General features: G+C 46.5%; 14 protein-coding genes. 8 read left to right on the top strand and 6 right to left on the bottom strand.

Going from position 1 to position 14,623, the window contains the following annotated elements; genetic code table 11:
* Window positions 1-681 precede the first annotated feature (681 nt).
* From QUB06_RS13770 to QUB06_RS13750, 5 genes are all read left to right on the top strand, one after another.
* Window positions 682-2,094, top strand: coding sequence for an HD domain-containing phosphohydrolase (locus tag QUB06_RS13770; RefSeq protein WP_333435716.1), 1,413 nt, complete (start codon window positions 682-684; stop codon window positions 2,092-2,094).
* Window positions 2,095-2,789: 695 nt separating this feature from the next.
* A complete protein-coding gene (locus QUB06_RS13765) occupies window positions 2,790-3,383 on the top strand; it encodes a pentapeptide repeat-containing protein (RefSeq protein WP_333435715.1) in 594 nt (197 codons plus the stop codon).
* Between the two features lie 127 nt (window positions 3,384-3,510).
* Complete coding sequence (locus QUB06_RS13760; protein WP_333035730.1) at window positions 3,511-4,266, top strand: DUF2993 domain-containing protein; 756 nt, start codon at window positions 3,511-3,513, stop codon at window positions 4,264-4,266.
* A gap of 666 nt (window positions 4,267-4,932) precedes the next feature.
* Entirely contained in the window at window positions 4,933-5,223 is a 291-nt protein-coding gene (locus tag QUB06_RS13755; RefSeq protein WP_333198949.1) for a DUF1816 domain-containing protein, read from the top strand.
* A 368-nt stretch (window positions 5,224-5,591) separates the two neighbouring features.
* Window positions 5,592-5,867 carry a DUF1816 domain-containing protein gene (locus QUB06_RS13750; RefSeq protein WP_333139367.1) on the top strand — a complete coding sequence of 92 codons (276 nt, stop codon included), beginning with the start codon at window positions 5,592-5,594 and terminating at the stop codon, window positions 5,865-5,867.
* A 162-nt stretch (window positions 5,868-6,029) separates the two neighbouring features.
* On the opposite strand, the gene QUB06_RS13745 is transcribed toward QUB06_RS13750, so the two are convergent.
* Both QUB06_RS13745 and QUB06_RS13740 read right to left on the bottom strand, forming a co-directional pair.
* Window positions 6,030-7,040 carry a J domain-containing protein gene (locus QUB06_RS13745; RefSeq protein ID WP_333435714.1) on the bottom strand — a complete coding sequence of 337 codons (1,011 nt, stop codon included), beginning with the start codon at window positions 7,038-7,040 and terminating at the stop codon, window positions 6,030-6,032.
* A gap of 86 nt (window positions 7,041-7,126) precedes the next feature.
* Window positions 7,127-7,354: a hypothetical protein gene (locus QUB06_RS13740; protein ID WP_333435713.1), complete on the bottom strand. Its 228-nt coding sequence runs from the start codon at window positions 7,352-7,354 to the stop codon at window positions 7,127-7,129.
* 578 nt (window positions 7,355-7,932) lie between these two features.
* Here QUB06_RS13740 and QUB06_RS13735 point away from each other — a divergent pair.
* Window positions 7,933-8,136 carry a hypothetical protein gene (locus tag QUB06_RS13735; RefSeq protein ID WP_333084483.1) on the top strand — a complete coding sequence of 68 codons (204 nt, stop codon included), beginning with the start codon at window positions 7,933-7,935 and terminating at the stop codon, window positions 8,134-8,136.
* A 226-nt stretch (window positions 8,137-8,362) separates the two neighbouring features.
* Here QUB06_RS13735 and QUB06_RS13730 read toward each other — a convergent pair whose 3' ends face one another.
* Window positions 8,363-9,652, bottom strand: a complete 1,290-nt coding sequence (locus QUB06_RS13730; RefSeq protein WP_333435712.1) for a glucose-1-phosphate adenylyltransferase — start codon at window positions 9,650-9,652, stop codon at window positions 8,363-8,365.
* A gap of 952 nt (window positions 9,653-10,604) precedes the next feature.
* On the opposite strand from QUB06_RS13730, the gene QUB06_RS13725 reads away from it, so the two are divergent.
* Window positions 10,605-12,071 carry a glycoside hydrolase family 13 protein gene (locus QUB06_RS13725; protein ID WP_333435711.1) on the top strand — a complete coding sequence of 489 codons (1,467 nt, stop codon included), beginning with the start codon at window positions 10,605-10,607 and terminating at the stop codon, window positions 12,069-12,071.
* A gap of 189 nt (window positions 12,072-12,260) precedes the next feature.
* Here the strand turns inward: QUB06_RS13725 and QUB06_RS13720 are convergent, their stop codons facing one another.
* Together QUB06_RS13720 and QUB06_RS13715 are read right to left on the bottom strand one after the other, a co-directional pair.
* Window positions 12,261-12,674 carry a fasciclin domain-containing protein gene (locus QUB06_RS13720; RefSeq protein ID WP_333435710.1) on the bottom strand — a complete coding sequence of 138 codons (414 nt, stop codon included), beginning with the start codon at window positions 12,672-12,674 and terminating at the stop codon, window positions 12,261-12,263.
* Window positions 12,675-12,839: 165 nt separating this feature from the next.
* Window positions 12,840-13,265: a DUF2358 domain-containing protein gene (locus tag QUB06_RS13715; protein ID WP_333435751.1), complete on the bottom strand. Its 426-nt coding sequence runs from the start codon at window positions 13,263-13,265 to the stop codon at window positions 12,840-12,842.
* A gap of 58 nt (window positions 13,266-13,323) precedes the next feature.
* On the opposite strand from QUB06_RS13715, the gene QUB06_RS13710 reads away from it, so the two are divergent.
* Window positions 13,324-13,902, top strand: a complete 579-nt coding sequence (locus QUB06_RS13710; RefSeq protein WP_333435709.1) for a hypothetical protein — start codon at window positions 13,324-13,326, stop codon at window positions 13,900-13,902.
* Window positions 13,903-13,964: 62 nt separating this feature from the next.
* On the opposite strand, the gene QUB06_RS13705 is transcribed toward QUB06_RS13710, so the two are convergent.
* Window positions 13,965-14,588, bottom strand: a complete 624-nt coding sequence (locus tag QUB06_RS13705) for an Eco29kI family restriction endonuclease (RefSeq protein WP_333282303.1) — start codon at window positions 14,586-14,588, stop codon at window positions 13,965-13,967.
* Window positions 14,589-14,623 lie beyond the last annotated feature (35 nt).

Below are 14,623 nucleotides of genomic sequence, written 5' to 3'. Positions count from 1 at the left end.
CGTCTGCAAAAAACTCAGCCAAAGACAGAGGGTTTCCAAAAAATTGCTAAAATTAATCAGGTACTCTTCGGCGCACTCTACATTGACCGAAAGCATCGATGATACAAGCCCCCGGATTCATCCCTCCAGAAATAAAAAACTTGTATCCGATGAAACTTGCCCCCCGAATTTATCCGTGGGGTCAATGCTTCAATTCTTTAATCTAAAATCTAAAATCTAAAATCTCAAATCGATTGACTCGGTGGCGAAGCGGGGAAAAATCAAAAACTCGGATTTTTGCCAAAAGTCTTTTCGAGAAGTTCGATCGCCCGCTACAATAAGTAAGAGCAGGCACCGCTTTTTGCAGTCAGGAACCTCAGCCTAAAGGCATGAGGCTTGTAAGAGATTCTTGCGAGCCGTCCTGACGGGCCTAAGACTTTCGAGGTCTACGTTTTTTGAGTCACGACACCCGCTTGATGCGAAGCTAGTCCCCTGCTCTGTCATTTGCAGTTAAACAGTTTTAAGGTCACGCTTTACAGTGCTGCAAGTTTAACAAGCTCTCAAAACAAAGGCGCGTGCTAACTTTACCCGTAAGGGAGTTTTGGAGAAGACCACATCTCCACGGAGGGGCAACCATACCCCTCCACCCCAATCCAATGTAAAGCCGTCCTAGAAGGACGGGGTTTCAGGCTCATTTTTCTGATGAATTCAGAATCAACTCTCGCTAGACTACAAGCTACACTTCCCGGCGGAAAACTGCCTTCTAGCTACGGGGTATACTTCAAAAACACCCTAGTAGCCCTGTGTCACGCCCTAGAAGACCACATTTTGCAAACCAGTGGCGGGGACAAGATCGAACTCAAACCCCTAGTTTTGGTGATGTTTCAGCAGGGAAAATGGTATTTACAGGAAGCCGATCGCTACCTAGATATTGCTAATGCCTCTCGGCGCGTTGTCATCGGTGCAGTAGCCGACAGTGGTTTCGCTACCCACAAAACCGGTCAATTAGAAAATGTATCTTTAATAAATCTCGATGAGAACGACCCGATAATCCAAGAATGGAATTTAATCATCCTCGCCCCGACATACAAAGCAATGGTGCTTTGCCGCGAACTTTCAGACCAGGAATACTTGCCCGATGGCAAGCCTGAAGTAGATATAGAACGAAAGTTCTACGGTTTGTGGTCGTTTGACCAGTCTTTGGTGTCGGCTGCTGCAGAAATTTTTATAGAACAGACGCGACATTACAACGCCCCCCTAGCCGAAAGTTTGCTGGAAATGCACCACGAAATCCTGGCAACCAAAGGCCCGCCCTTGGCAGACATTAGTGGGGTGGTATCGCGGATAGTCACTTACCTGCAAAGTTCTCAGCAGCAAATGGTAGCAATTAACCGCCAAACCCGCGAGTTGTGGGAATTGGAAGGTCAAGCTTTGCGCGTCAGCCGAAATTTGAACGCTAACAAACTTCAAGCTTTTCTGCGGATGGCCCAGCGCGTAGACGAACGCGATACCGCAAACCCCACAGCGTCATTGCAGGTGGCGGCTTTGTCGGAAACTTTGGGTCAACTGCTGGATTTGCCGGCTTTGCAGTTGCGGAGGCTGCGGCTGGCTGGATTGCTATTTCGAGTCGGCTTAGTTTCTGCCCCGAATGAGGTGTTTGATCGCACCCCCGATCAATTCGACCCAGCAACTTTCTCTTTTTGGCGCGATCGCAGTTTCATTGGTTCCCAACTCCTGCAAGCAATGCCGGAACTAGCACCTGTGGCGGAAATTGTCAAGCATAAACTCGAATATTGGGACGGCAGCGGCAGGCCAGACGGTTTGCGAGCCGAAACCATACCCGTTGCTTCGCGGATTTTGGGGTTGGTCGCTTATTTTCAAGAACTGACTCAACCGCGTGGCGATCGTCCGGCTTTGAGTTTGAGCGAAGCTTTGGAAGAGTGCCGGGAAATGTCGGGCACTCGCTTCGATCCGGCTTTGGTGGAAACTCTCAGCAACGTCGTCAGACTGACAGAAATTGGTGTCATGCAGTTACCAACTCGGCCCAGCCAACTGCCGAATGTATGGTTGGAGGATTTGGGCGATCGAACGACCGCGGCAGCTCCGGCATTATAAATTGACACTCCCCAGCCTAAAGGCGTGGGGATTCTTAATTCATCGACTGACCTTTAAGCACCATGTCCTTGCGGCAGTCCTTAAACCTTTCAACCGTACAATAGTACAAATTGACGAGTCTAATTCACTGTTACCCCAGAGGGTCTATCTCCAAAAGCGTACTAGGATACAAGCAAGCGAGTTTGGGTATGCCCTACCCTACTTAACAAATCAAGAAATTGTTTGTTTTTACTGGTTTAAGGATGCGTTGATCCTTTAGCTGTATGGCGAGTTTTCGCCGCTCTGCGTCCCCCGGTTTATACCTAAAAGTGTGTCTTAACTGTTTCACGATGGTAAAGGAGTTTAACCTTGACGATTTTAGTATACTACCAATACCAGCAATTCCTGATTTTTAGGAATGGATTTAAGAAATTAAAGCCGCCCTAGAAGGACGGGGTTTTAAACCCAATTTCCTGATAACTGGATTGGTAAAGGGCGATCGGTAATTGGTAATTGGGAACTTGTACAGAGCTTGTGCTGAGCGCTGCCGAAGTGCCTAGCCGAATTATTGGGCATTTAAAACTCAGCACAAAATCTTTTCCAACACTACAAAAAATCAGCCTGTGCTTGCTAAGCGCACCCTACCACTGGGAGTTGTAGCCCCTGCCTGTCTGTGCGCTAATGACTGATGACTAATGACTAATGACTCAAAACTAATGACTAATGACCTCGAAGCCATACGCAAAGGCAAAATTTTGATGTTGGTCGGCACTGATTTAGCCGGCAAAGACTTAGCGGGAGCGGATCTCGCGGGTGCTAACTTGTCTCAAGCCAACTTGAGTGGAGCTAATCTCGCCGGCGCTAACTTGCAGCGGGCAGTATTGCGAGCCAACCTCCGCGGCGCTGACTTGAGCGGCGCTGACTTGCGAGGCGCAGATTTTCGCAATGCCGATTTGCGGGGCGCTTCCTTCGCTAACGCTTTAGTCCGCGACGCAAGTTTTGGGGGTGCTTTTTTGACGGCGGCATCCATCGGCAATTTGGATTTGAGCGGTGTCGATTTGCGCGGTGCCGATTTGCGGGGCGCTGCTTTGGCTAGGGCAATTTTGCTTGGTGCCGATTTGAGCCATGCTAATTTGTCCGGCGCTGATTTGTCGGGAGCTGACTTGGAAGAAGCGATCCTGAATGGAGCCGTACTGCGGGGCGCTAACCTGACGGGGGCTAATTTGCTTTGCGCCATGATGGAAAAAACCCTTTGGGATGGAGCTTTGCTCGATCGCGCCTGTCTCCAAGGCACCCCCCTGAGCCATTAAATTTCAACAATGTTGTTTTGAAGACAGACAAAAAACAAGATCTGCTTATGAGGTGAATAAGCACAAGCGATTTTTACATTTCTTAATATGAGGTTATAATGGCGACTGTAGATGAGCAAACGAATAAATGGTAGCAGCTTTGTTTAGCGGTACATCCTTTCAAGGTCAAAGTGGCGATCGCCTTGTTAGTAAAGTAGCAGGAGCTGCGATCGCAGCCTTATTCAAGCGTTCTGAAAAGGCCGAGGCCAACATCCGAGTCGAACCAGTAGCCAAACTCTTGCAGGGAAGCATCGACGGTTTCGACTTCGTTGGCAAAGGTATGTTGATGTACAACGGCCTTCGCATAGAAGTGATGGAACTCTACCTGCAAGCACTCTCCATTGATTTTGGAGCGATTTTTGCAGGTCAAGTGAAATTGCGGCAGCCTACCCAGGCAAATATGCGAGTAGTCTTAAGTCGATCGGATTTAACCACCTCATTCAATACACCTTTTGTAGTTGAAAAACTCCAGAAGCTGAAGTACCAAGAGCAATCTCTGCACTTTCAAAACACTGAAGTCAGCTTCGGAACCGACAAATCAATTCGGCTTCAGTCCGAAATTACCGTAGGCGATGCCAGCGAACCGGTCAAAATAGATATTACTGCTCAATTGCAAGTAGAAGACAGACGCAAAATCCAATTTGTCAGCGTTACTTACGGCGGTGACGAGCAAGCAGTAGACTTGGGTCAAGCTATAATTGCCCACGTAAATAACTTGCTAGACTTAGACAAATTTGCCTTAGAAGGCACTCAACTGCGAGTAGACCGCTGCCGAGTTCAGAACGACGAGCTGGTTTTCTACGGTTGGGCGGGTATCGAACAGTTCCCCAAAGGTAAGCGGTAAACCTCAGCCTGCTGAGCTGGCCAAATCCGATTTGTTTGAGAAATTTTATAGCTTAACAGCAAAACCCGCGTAGGCGGGTTTTGCTATTTTAGCGACAGTTTTTAAGCTGTGGCCCTGCTAGCGTAAGGTCGCGCTATAGTCTCGATCGCAAAAATTGGGTACACCCAAACCTGTGTGGCCAAGCTATATGTCATTGTCAGCTATACGCGAAGCAATCGCCTAGACTATATAGCCTTTCTCACAAAAATTGGATACACCGAAACCTGTGTTGCCAAGGTTATTAAGTTTGATTTCATAGCTCATCTGCCCAAGAAATTCTATATATTCCGGCGTATTGCGCGAAGTAAGCTGTCGCGCATTTAATCGATCGACTACTGCGTACTTAAACTCTTGTGGGGTCGCCACTCCTAGCCCACCATGAAGCTTAAATTTAAATGCAAAATAGTTGATTCACTGGGATTCTATTCTCGCCTCAAAATCAGCACTCAGGTTGATGCGATCGCACAAATTACTTTGATAAACTTAGACAATTCTAAACGCAGAAACCGGGTTTGAGGAACGAAATTCTCTGGTAAAGGGCGATCGCTAGGAGTTGAACAACCCGGTTGATGAGAGTCGCGAGGGCGTAAGTCCTGTGAGAAAATAAATAACCCCAAAAGAGGAAAAATGCTCGGAATTTATTTATTTTGTATCTACGTCGCAGTATTGTCCGTGTTTGCTGGCTCCAGCCCCCGTAGCCCTGAGAAATGGTGGGTAGAAATCGTCACAGATTTGCCCCGCTGTACCTACTATTTTGGCCCCTTCGACACCGACAAAGAAGCCTCCAGCAATATTCCGGGCTACATCGAAGACCTGGAAAGCGAGAAAGCCAAAAGAGTTAGCATCCGCATCAAACGCTGTCAGCCTTCGGAACTCACGATTTGCGACAGTGAATTCTCAGAGGGTATCGCGGCTTAAGAATTTTGATAGTCCAGACTCCAGAAACCGGGTTTTTTGAGTAAATACTCCATCTATCGCGAGGGGTATCTGTTAAATAACCCGGTTTCTGAGCGTCAAGAGTGCCTAAGTTTTGTTTGAGTTTTCAATTAGCTCAAGCCTCAACAATAATATTAAGCCTCATCTTGTCCTAGTCCTTACCTTGCGGACTTGGTATTGGTAGTTGTGGCTGAAAAGTCGGAATCATCTCCATCAAAGTGCAGATTTTATCCACCATTAACTGCCCAAATTTATCGGGATCAAATCAGCACTGAGGATGAGCCGATCGCTCTCGTTGCGTTGATAAATTGAGAACAGTAAAAACTACTTAAATGTTCCCAGAGGTAAATATGTTTGAAATCTCTATGTTGGGTATGTTTTTCACGGCTTTTTGGGTGCTAGCTCAACCTGCTAGCAGCACTCGACGCGACGAATGGTGGGTAGAAGTGGATACAGATTCGCCAAAGAGTACCTATTACTTTGGGCCCTATGACAGCAGACAGGAAGCTTCCGACAACTCGAACTACTACATCCGAGACTTGGAGAACAAAGGATCTAAAAAAATTAGCATCAACATCAAACAAGGTAGTCAACCTACTCAGCTAAGAGCTAGCGAAGAGTCTTGAGAAGGTGGGAAAGTGCAAATTACGGGCGAATAAAATTTGACTTGTTAACAGGGTTTTTTTAAAATGAGAGCGCGCTTGCATACTGTAGGGACACAACAATGCTGTGTCCCTGGCGAATATTGAAGAAATGGTATTATTTGCCCCCGATAAATGCACGTTTTTTCAAAGCACCATCTGATTGAGATTACTGCGAGGATTAAAAGTACGATTTGCTTGGATTTTCTCGTAGGACTCGCGTTCGAGAGTGGTGAGTTCTTTCGGCGGCACGATCGCAATTTTTACCAACAAATCAGTCCGCTCATTTTTCTTGGGTTTCGGCCATCCTTTGCCCCGCAACCGCAAACACTGACCCGAACGAATCCCGGCTGGAAATTTCACAGTGATCATACCTTCAGGCGCGGGCACTTCAATTGAAGATCCCAACACCGCTTCGTCGGGAGTTATCGGGACTTCGCAGACCAAATTCTCTCCCTCAAACTGGAAGAAAGCGTGAGGCAAAACTTCTAATTTTAGGTACAAATCTCCCTGTTGCTTCGTGTAGGGGTCAACTTGACCTTTGCCTTTTATCCGAATTTTACTGCCGGTTTTCACTCCTGCTGGAATCGAAACTTCGCCGGTGGCGACTCGCTTAGAAGTTCCCCGAAATGCTTCCCCCAGAGTCAGGGAAATGGCGACCTCGGTGTCGAGAGAGCTTCCGGCGGTGCGGTTTTCGTACCCCGCGAAATCTTCAAATCCGCCAAAACCGGTGGGCCCGCCGCTGGTGCTGCGGTAGTTGCTGTAATTCCACTTGGCGTTGCGGGCAGTACCCGGACTACTACCTGCGCGACCTAGCAAGGCATTGATAAATTCGTCAAAACTGCCGTACTCGCTGAAGTCAACCCCGCCAAAGTCTACATTCGTACTGCCCCCGCCCGGCCATCCACCTGGAGTTGTGGCAGCTTGCTTCCAGTATTGACCGTATTGGTCGTATTTTTTGCGTTTTTCCGGGTCTGAGAGCACTTCGTAAGCTTCGTTTACTTCTTTAAAACGAGCTTCGGCTTCTTTGTTGCCGGGGTTCATGTCCGGGTGATATTTGCGGGCTAGTTTGCGGAAAGTTTTTTTAATTTCGTCAGAACTGGCAGTTTTGTTGAGTCCCAAAATAGCGTAATAGTCTTTAAAATCTGTTGCAGCCATTAAGCAATCCCCTCTTTATTAGTTGTTATTTGTTAGTTGTTAGTTGTTAGAAAGAATAAATCCCAAATTAGCCGCAGGATGGCGCATTAGTATAATGCCAGTAGCCGAAGTGCCTGCGGCATCTCATTCAAATTATAGGTTATCAAAGGTTTGGACTCGATCGAGTTCGGTTGTTGCTGGGCGTTCGATCGCAATTTCCGCACTCCGCTGCTGTTTAAGATTTTATAGCATTCCGCTCTCTCGTGCACAAGGCAGCCGGAGCAGTCGGCTCTAGAAATGATTTTGGCATTCGAGTGCAAAAACAATGCTTTCATCAATTAAGGAACGTCCTTACCCTATAGGCCGTTGCTATAGCTGTGAGCTTTGAGACGGTGAAACTCCTGCGACGAAAACTTTTGGGGAGTTTATGAGGCTTAGGGCTTTCGGGAGGCGGCTGCCCGATTGAGGTGAGGGGGGGAAAGCTGCTGCTGTTGCGGGCGCGAGCCCAGGAGGGTTGACTTGCGCGGACGATCGATCTTTTTTGCTCTTTTTTTCCGGGGCGCGGTGCGATGGCTACGCCCCGGCTTACGCCTACGAACTTCTCGATCTGAGCTTGATCACCCAATCCAAATCTTAGCAGGTTTTCATCAGCAAGTTCGGTCAAATCTGGTGTCTGAATTGTGACTATATAATACCCTAAATTGCGCCGTTTTTACATAAAATTTATAGATATTTTTTATTCACCCCAGACCCGTGCTAGAGAATTTTATTTTTACAACCTCTGAATAGATTTTAATCAAACTAATATAACATAATTTCTCCCCTGTCTGTTAGCTACATCACACACTTTTATAAAACATTAAGATAGGATAGTAGAGCGATAAGCTTTTAACTGTACCAGGGTCCTAACATTATGAATTATTTGCTAAGTTGGCCTTGTGGCTGCTGCGACGATTGGAAAGATAGTTCCGAGAGTGCTGTGGTACTCAGAAACGGGCAGCGTATTTGTCAGTCGTGCTACCAGCGCAAATACAAAAATCAGAAGCTATTCGCCAGACGCAGGCGAGCGGACATATCTGTATCGCGGCAGACAGTAACAGAGACTGTCGCTTATTAATAATGCGCGAGCCTTGGAAGAAAGCCAAGTATTTCGACAACCTCGCATCAGCGGTGGGAATTAATAATCAACAAAAAAAAGAATGAATTTCGTCATCAGTCATCAGTCATCGGTCATTGGTGATCTGTCACTAATTTCATTATTTATCATCAGTCACTTGAAAAGCAGGTAACAGATTTTAACTTAAAAAACTAATGACTGACGACTAATGACTAATGACTAATAACTAAATGATAGTTCCATCAGGAATCGTGGCATTTTTCAGAACTACGATAATGCCGCTGCGGATGTAAAAACCTTGGTTTTCGCGGTTGGCTTCTTCCACTCGGTCTTTATTAATTATTTGAACATTGCGGCCGATGCGGGCATTTTTATCCACAATCGCGCGGCGAATTGTAGTATCTGCACCGATACCGAGGGCGACGCCGCCGCTGTCCAAACTCGAATGCCGTTCGGCGTCCGGTTCGTAGAAGTCAGCACCCATCACCAGAGTGTCTTGAATCGTACATCCAGCTTCGATGCGCGATCGAACTCCCAACACAGAATGGTCGATCCGGCACTGTTTGAGAATGCAGCCTTCAGCAATAATCGATTCAGTCACGTGAGTATCTAAAAGCTTAGTCGGCGGCAAGAAACGCGGGCGAGTGTAAATCGGCGCATTTTCATCGTAGAAACTGAAAGGCGGCTGAGGCTGTTTTGTCAGAGCCAAGTTAGCCTCGTAAAAAGCCTCAATGGTTCCGATATCTTCCCAGTAATCGTCAAACAAATAAGCTTGAACGTTGTGGTCTTTTGCATTATTCGGAATAATCTCTTTACCAAAATCAGTTTGGTTGGGAGATTCTTTCAGAAGTTTAATCAGAACTTCTTTTTTGAAGACGTAAATCCCCATCGAAGCAATGTAAGGACTTTCCTGAGCCTGCTGCGCTGTCAGTCCCAGTTTAGTAGTATCCACCTGCATTTGTTTGAGCGCATCGCCTTTTGGCTTTTCGCTGAAAGAAACAATGCGGCCGCTGTCGTCGATTTTCATCAAACCAAAATCCGAGGCCCGCTTCTCGTCCATTGGCAACACCGAGAGGGTGATATCGGCGTTGGTTTCGCGGTGTCTCTGCACAAACTTCTGGTAGTCCATGCGATAGAGGTGATCGCCCGAAAGAATCAAGTATTCGTCAACGTCCCACTCTTCTAGCAGCCAGAGATATTGGCGAACTGCGTCGGCTGTCCCTTGAAACCAGTTGGGGTTTTCCTGAGTTTGCTGGGCGGCGAGCACCTCGGCAAATCCCTCGGTGAAGCCGGAAAACTGGTAGGTGCGAGCGATGTGACGATTCAGGGATGCCGAGTTGAATTGCGTGAGGACGTAGATTTTGACTATTTCCGAGTTGATGCAGTTGCTGAGAGGAATATCGATGAGGCGATATTTGCCTGCGAGGGGAACTGCGGGTTTGGCTCGCAGTTTGGTTAGGGGGTAAAGGCGGGTGCCTACACCGCCACCGAGGATGATGGCTAAAACTTTTTTCAAGGAACTTTCTCCCTAGGGTCGATTAACTCTCCAAGTACAGTGTCGGATGGTGAGGGCTTCTTGACAAGGGGGGGGAGCAAGGAAGTTTTGAGTTTTGAGTTTTGAGTTGAGTCGCTTACCCACAAACCGGGTTGTTTAATCCAAATACTTCTTCAAACTCTCAATAAGAGTTAAAAAACCCGGTTTAGAAGAGTTGGAGTGTGTCCGGGGCTGGAGTTATCGCTTTTGAGTTGTGAGTTAAAATACCCCTCAATCAACAATGGATATTTAAAAAAGTTGGGAGTTGTGAGTTAAAACACCCTTCAATAAATAAAGGGAGTTTAAGGAAAGAATAAGGTTCGGGGTTTTGGCTGTTAATAACAAGTTTTTTGGGTAAATTCCCCGTTTTCACAATTTCTCGATCGAGGCTCAGCCCGCTGTTGTTCTTTTTCAAGGCAGGTCGATGATCGCACCGCCACGCCCGCTGACCGAAAGCATCCAGGATACAAGCCCCCGGATTCATTCCGAAAGCAGACTCAGGACCCAGAAATAAAAAACCTGTATCCAATGAAACTTGCCGAACGTATTTATCCGTGGGGTCAATTCTAAAATCTAAAATCTAAAATCTAAAATCTAAAATCTAAAATCTAAAATCTAAAATCTAAAATCGATTGACGCTCTGTATGGGCCCAAAGTGCGCTCTGGTTCTGCTTGAATTTGATCCGGTTCTTTTTGCGGGCGTTCCTGTTATCTGAGTTTGCCCGACTCCACAGCACTCAGGAAGCGCCGCCCGTCGGGACGATAAATTTCTAGGTAGAGTCAGTTTTCAATCTTAGATTGACTGCAAATTTGTGTAATATTTTACAATTTGTCGATCGACAAAAAGGGATAAAATGTCTATTCTCTACCAAAAGTTAGATCCGCAACAAACATCTGCTACTGTAGCCTAAGCCGTAAAAGCTAGAAAAAGTGTATGCAAATTCAAACGCCGGACTGGGTTAAAAACGCCGTATTCTACCAAATATTCCCCGATCGCTTCGCCAAAAGCAAACAGCCTCGCAAACGCATGCTGCAAAACTTCATGTGGGAAGAATGGCAGGCAATGCCCACCCTGCAAGGCTACAAAGGCGGCGACTTGTGGGGCGTGATGGAACAGCTAGACTACTTGCAAGACTTAGGCATTAACGCAATTTACTTCACCCCCATATTTCAGTCGGCCAGCAATCACCGCTACCACACCCACGACTACTATCAAGTCGATCCGATGTTGGGTGGCAATCCGGCTTTTAAAGAGCTTCTAGACGCAGCTCACGATCGCAATATCAAAGTTGTCCTCGACGGCGTATTCAACCACGCCAGCCGCGGCTTTTTCTTCTTCCACGACATCCTCGAAAACGGCCCCGGTTCTCCTTGGCTCGATTGGTTTAAAATTGAAGGCTGGCCGTTATCTGCTTACGACGGCAATTTTCCTGCTAATTATGCCGGTTGGGATGGGAATCGAGCCCTTCCTGTATTCAATCACGACAATCCAGAAGTGCGAGAATACATCATGGAAGTCGCCGAATATTGGATTAAATTCGGCGTCGATGGCTGGCGTCTGGACGTTCCTTTTGAAATTAAAACACCGGGATTTTGGCAGGAATTTCGAGACCGAGTTAAAGCAGTTAATCCCGAAGCTTACATTGTCGGCGAAGTTTGGGAAGATGCGACCGAATGGCTCGACGGTACTCAATTTGACGGCGTAATGAATTATCTTTTTGCTGCGCCGACTATTGCTTTTGCAGCGGGCGACAGGGTAGATTTAACTCAAATTGAAGGCCGTGCTTACCATCCCTATCCACCGCTTTTTGCTAAAGAGTACGGCGACAAAATTCAGCAGGTTTTGGAACTGTACCCCTGGCCGATACAGCTAACTCAACTTAATTTGTTGGCCAGTCACGATACTGCGAGGTTGTTAACAATTGCAGGAGGCGATAAAGCTAGTGTTGAACTTGCAACTTTGCTGCTGTTAACTTTTCCCGGAGCTCCTAGCATTTACTACGGCGATGAAGTTGGTTTGCCGGGTGCTCTCGATCCCGATTCTCGCCGCAGTTTTCCCTTACAAGCTCGTTGGGAACTTGATGTTTTAGATTATCACAAGCAGTTGATAGCTTTGCGTCACAAATACGCTGCCCTCCGCACTGGTTCGTACCAAATTCTTTTTGCTGAGGGAACGGTTTACGTTTTTGCCCGAATTTTGGGGGATGAGGAAATAGTTGTTGCTGTCAATGTCGCGACCGAAGAAGCTAATATTAGCTTTGAGCCAGCTAATTTGAAATCTCCTCACGAGAAATTGCTGTTCGGTAAAGGCAAGTTTGTTTGGAAAGGTGAAGGGGAAACTCGGCAGTTAGAATTGATGCTGCCGGCGCGCTCAGGATTGATTTTAGGTTCGGATAATTAGTTCAGCAATTACGCAAGTGTCACGATCCAATTGACTTGTAGGGTGCGTCAGACCGAGTTGTGGACGGATAATCGATGGTTTGGGTTCTGAGGCACCTTACTAATTGTGACACTTGCGTAAGTTCTCTCGTTTTAAATGTAAGGTGCGCCCCTAAGCACCCTAATAAATTTAGAGATGCCGCAAGTTTGATTATGCTGCAACCAATGCTGGTATTAGCACCGCATCAATGATATGGATGACGCCATTGTCGGCAAGAATATCTGGAGTGATAACTTTAGCCTCATTCACTTTAATGCCGTCAGAAGTATCAATTCCCACCACAGAACCTTCCACTGTTTCAGCAGAACATAACTCAAGCAAGTTCTCAGTTAGTACCTCGCCAAACAGAATGTGATAAGTCAGAATTTTCTTGAGCTTGGGTATGTCTTCCAACCAAGACGTAATAGTGTTCGTAGGAATTTTGGCAAATGCCTCGTCAGTTGGTGCTAAGACGGTGTAGGGGCCCGGACTTTGCAATAAATCTAACAAACCAGCCGCTTCAATAACAGTCACGAGGGTTTTGAAAGAACCGGCATTGGTGGCAGTCTGGACAATATCAGCCATGATGTTTTTCAGGAGTGCAAATAGCAGAAAATGAATCAGAGGCGACAATCATTTTAGCAATTTACAAATAGCAGAAAATGAATCGGAGGGATGATGATTATTTTAGCCATTATAAGTTAATTCGGTTGCCGGCCCTGATGGCGAGGCGCGATCGACCTTTTTGGCTTATAGCTGGGTCCCCTCCTCTCCCTTGCGGAAAAATTGCTTTAAAATCTCTCCGGGCTCTCTGTCCCAGGTGTCGATATGTTCGTAAATTAAGCCGTCTTTATCCAGTTTATAAGTAGAGTAGCCGTTAAAAAAAATCCGAGCTTTCCAGGGAACCCGCAGTGTCCCGCGAACTGTCCAATTTGCCACAATAGTATCATGGGCTGTCTGACCTACGTCGTGCAGGTCGAAGTAAATCTCGTTAAAGAATAGCTGCCCGTGAAATCGCAGAGTCCAAAAGATAATGCGATAGTTGATTTTTCCTTTAAATTTGTTAACAGGGTCTTGAAAATAAACATCTTTTGTGTAGATGTCGTAGGAGATGTCTTTTTCAAAAAGCGTCGGGAGATCCGCTTTCAGGGTGTCTACTGCTTGTTCTACCTGCATTTGATATTCGATCGCGCTCAAACTACCACCTTGTGACAGTATTAATTTATGACTTTAAATGAATAATCTCGATCGGCAGCGGGAGGAGAAAAAAATTGATACTTCAACCAGCTCTAATCTTACCTCTAATTATATTGTCCGCCTCGGCCTTTCTGCTGACCCGGACTTGCGAAATCGAAACCTTGGCACAGATTTGACAAAACACCCCCACTCCTCTGACATTCTCGCAGAAATCAACAGCGGCAAGCTGTTGATGGTAGATAGCCGTCGCCGGAACGGCCTAATTTTGATTAAACGTTTCCACGCGGAGTTTGCCGGGCCTGGGGCTGCCGTTGGGGGCGCTTTTGATGTTGACTCTCAGCAGGCGATTCCCGTGGGCGATTTTTGTTTGGTTTGCCCTCAATCTCCCGAAGAAATACAGAAAGCTTTGGGAATTCGGCGGCAGTGGGTGCGGTTAATGGAACAGTTAACGGCAAAGCCTACAGCTTTGGAACGCGCACAAATGGTTTTAACTCAGTTTGAACAATATTTGGATTCGGAAACGGTGGCACAAATTCCCGATGAAGCTTTGGCACTTTTAGTAGGCGTATTTCCCCAAACCATTCGGGCGGCGCGACAAGAAAATGATCGAGGATGAAAATATTTTATCTATTTCCCAATTCTCAAATGGGGCAGCAAACTATCGAATCAGACGCCAAATTAAGGACACCCTAACTCTTCTATCATCCGCTGACAATGCTGTGTTATACTAACCGACAAAGCATCAATATCGAGCGGAGTATTCCCTACAGGAAGCTTGGTGGCAAAAGTGCGACCGAGGTGCAATCTATCCCATACAGAACGTTTTTGCCCTGCTCGCCCACTTCCAGGGTCATGTATCCCGAATCCCGATATTTCTCTATTCCAAACAGGGCTGAAGTGACGGATCAACACTGCTTCTCCCCATGAAACTAAATCGATTTCCATCGGCGCGACTTTGAACGCAAAATCCTCAATTTTTAGATTGTCTACAGCTTCAATAGATTTTCTATGCTCTGACAAGCGTCCGTAAAGAGTGTTGCCAATAGTTGTACGCCCCGTCCGACGACCGCCCGGAGCTGCTTTACCTACATAGATTGGCAGACAGCACTTACTCAAGTTTGCCTGTTTAATAAGGTTATACATTGAGAAGTCGCCCTGGTAGTACAGCAAATATGCTCCGCAATATTGGATCAAATCCTCCCTGACACGATCCAGTTCCTGAAGATTATAACAATTTTGCTTGCCACAGAAAGCGATTAAGTTTTCTTGTATATCTGGCGGGACTCTAAATACTTCGAGCATGGAGTAAATTCTCAAATCTAAAATCTCAAATTCAT

Origin of the sequence: Microcoleus sp. D2_18a_D3 (genome assembly GCF_036702455.1) — a bacterium.
Lineage (GTDB): Bacteria > Cyanobacteriota > Cyanobacteriia > Cyanobacteriales > Microcoleaceae > Microcoleus.
The sequence above is the reverse complement of the archived record's forward strand: the minus strand, read 5'-3'. Positions and strand labels throughout refer to the sequence as shown.

Bases quoted from the DNA above. Each gene is read 5' to 3' on its own strand.
- QUB06_RS13765 (WP_333435715.1), top strand. From the start codon at position 2,790: ATGACTAATGACCTCGAAGCCATACGCAAAGGCAAAATTTTGATGTTG.
- QUB06_RS13735 (WP_333084483.1), top strand. From the start codon at position 7,933: ATGAATTATTTGCTAAGTTGGCCTTGTGGCTGCTGCGACGATTGGAAA.
- QUB06_RS13705 (WP_333282303.1), bottom strand. From the start codon at position 14,588: ATGCTCGAAGTATTTAGAGTCCCGCCAGATATACAAGAAAACTTAATC.
- QUB06_RS13755 (WP_333198949.1), top strand. From the start codon at position 4,933: ATGCTCGGAATTTATTTATTTTGTATCTACGTCGCAGTATTGTCCGTG.
- QUB06_RS13715 (WP_333435751.1), bottom strand. From the start codon at position 13,265: ATGCAGGTAGAACAAGCAGTAGACACCCTGAAAGCGGATCTCCCGACG.
- QUB06_RS13710 (WP_333435709.1), top strand. From the start codon at position 13,324: ATGAATAATCTCGATCGGCAGCGGGAGGAGAAAAAAATTGATACTTCA.
- QUB06_RS13770 (WP_333435716.1), top strand. From the start codon at position 682: ATGAATTCAGAATCAACTCTCGCTAGACTACAAGCTACACTTCCCGGC.
- QUB06_RS13725 (WP_333435711.1), top strand. From the start codon at position 10,605: ATGCAAATTCAAACGCCGGACTGGGTTAAAAACGCCGTATTCTACCAA.
- QUB06_RS13760 (WP_333035730.1), top strand. From the start codon at position 3,511: ATGGTAGCAGCTTTGTTTAGCGGTACATCCTTTCAAGGTCAAAGTGGC.
- QUB06_RS13740 (WP_333435713.1), bottom strand. From the start codon at position 7,354: ATGAAAGCATTGTTTTTGCACTCGAATGCCAAAATCATTTCTAGAGCC.
- QUB06_RS13745 (WP_333435714.1), bottom strand. From the start codon at position 7,040: ATGGCTGCAACAGATTTTAAAGACTATTACGCTATTTTGGGACTCAAC.
- QUB06_RS13750 (WP_333139367.1), top strand. From the start codon at position 5,592: ATGTTTGAAATCTCTATGTTGGGTATGTTTTTCACGGCTTTTTGGGTG.
- QUB06_RS13720 (WP_333435710.1), bottom strand. From the start codon at position 12,674: ATGGCTGATATTGTCCAGACTGCCACCAATGCCGGTTCTTTCAAAACC.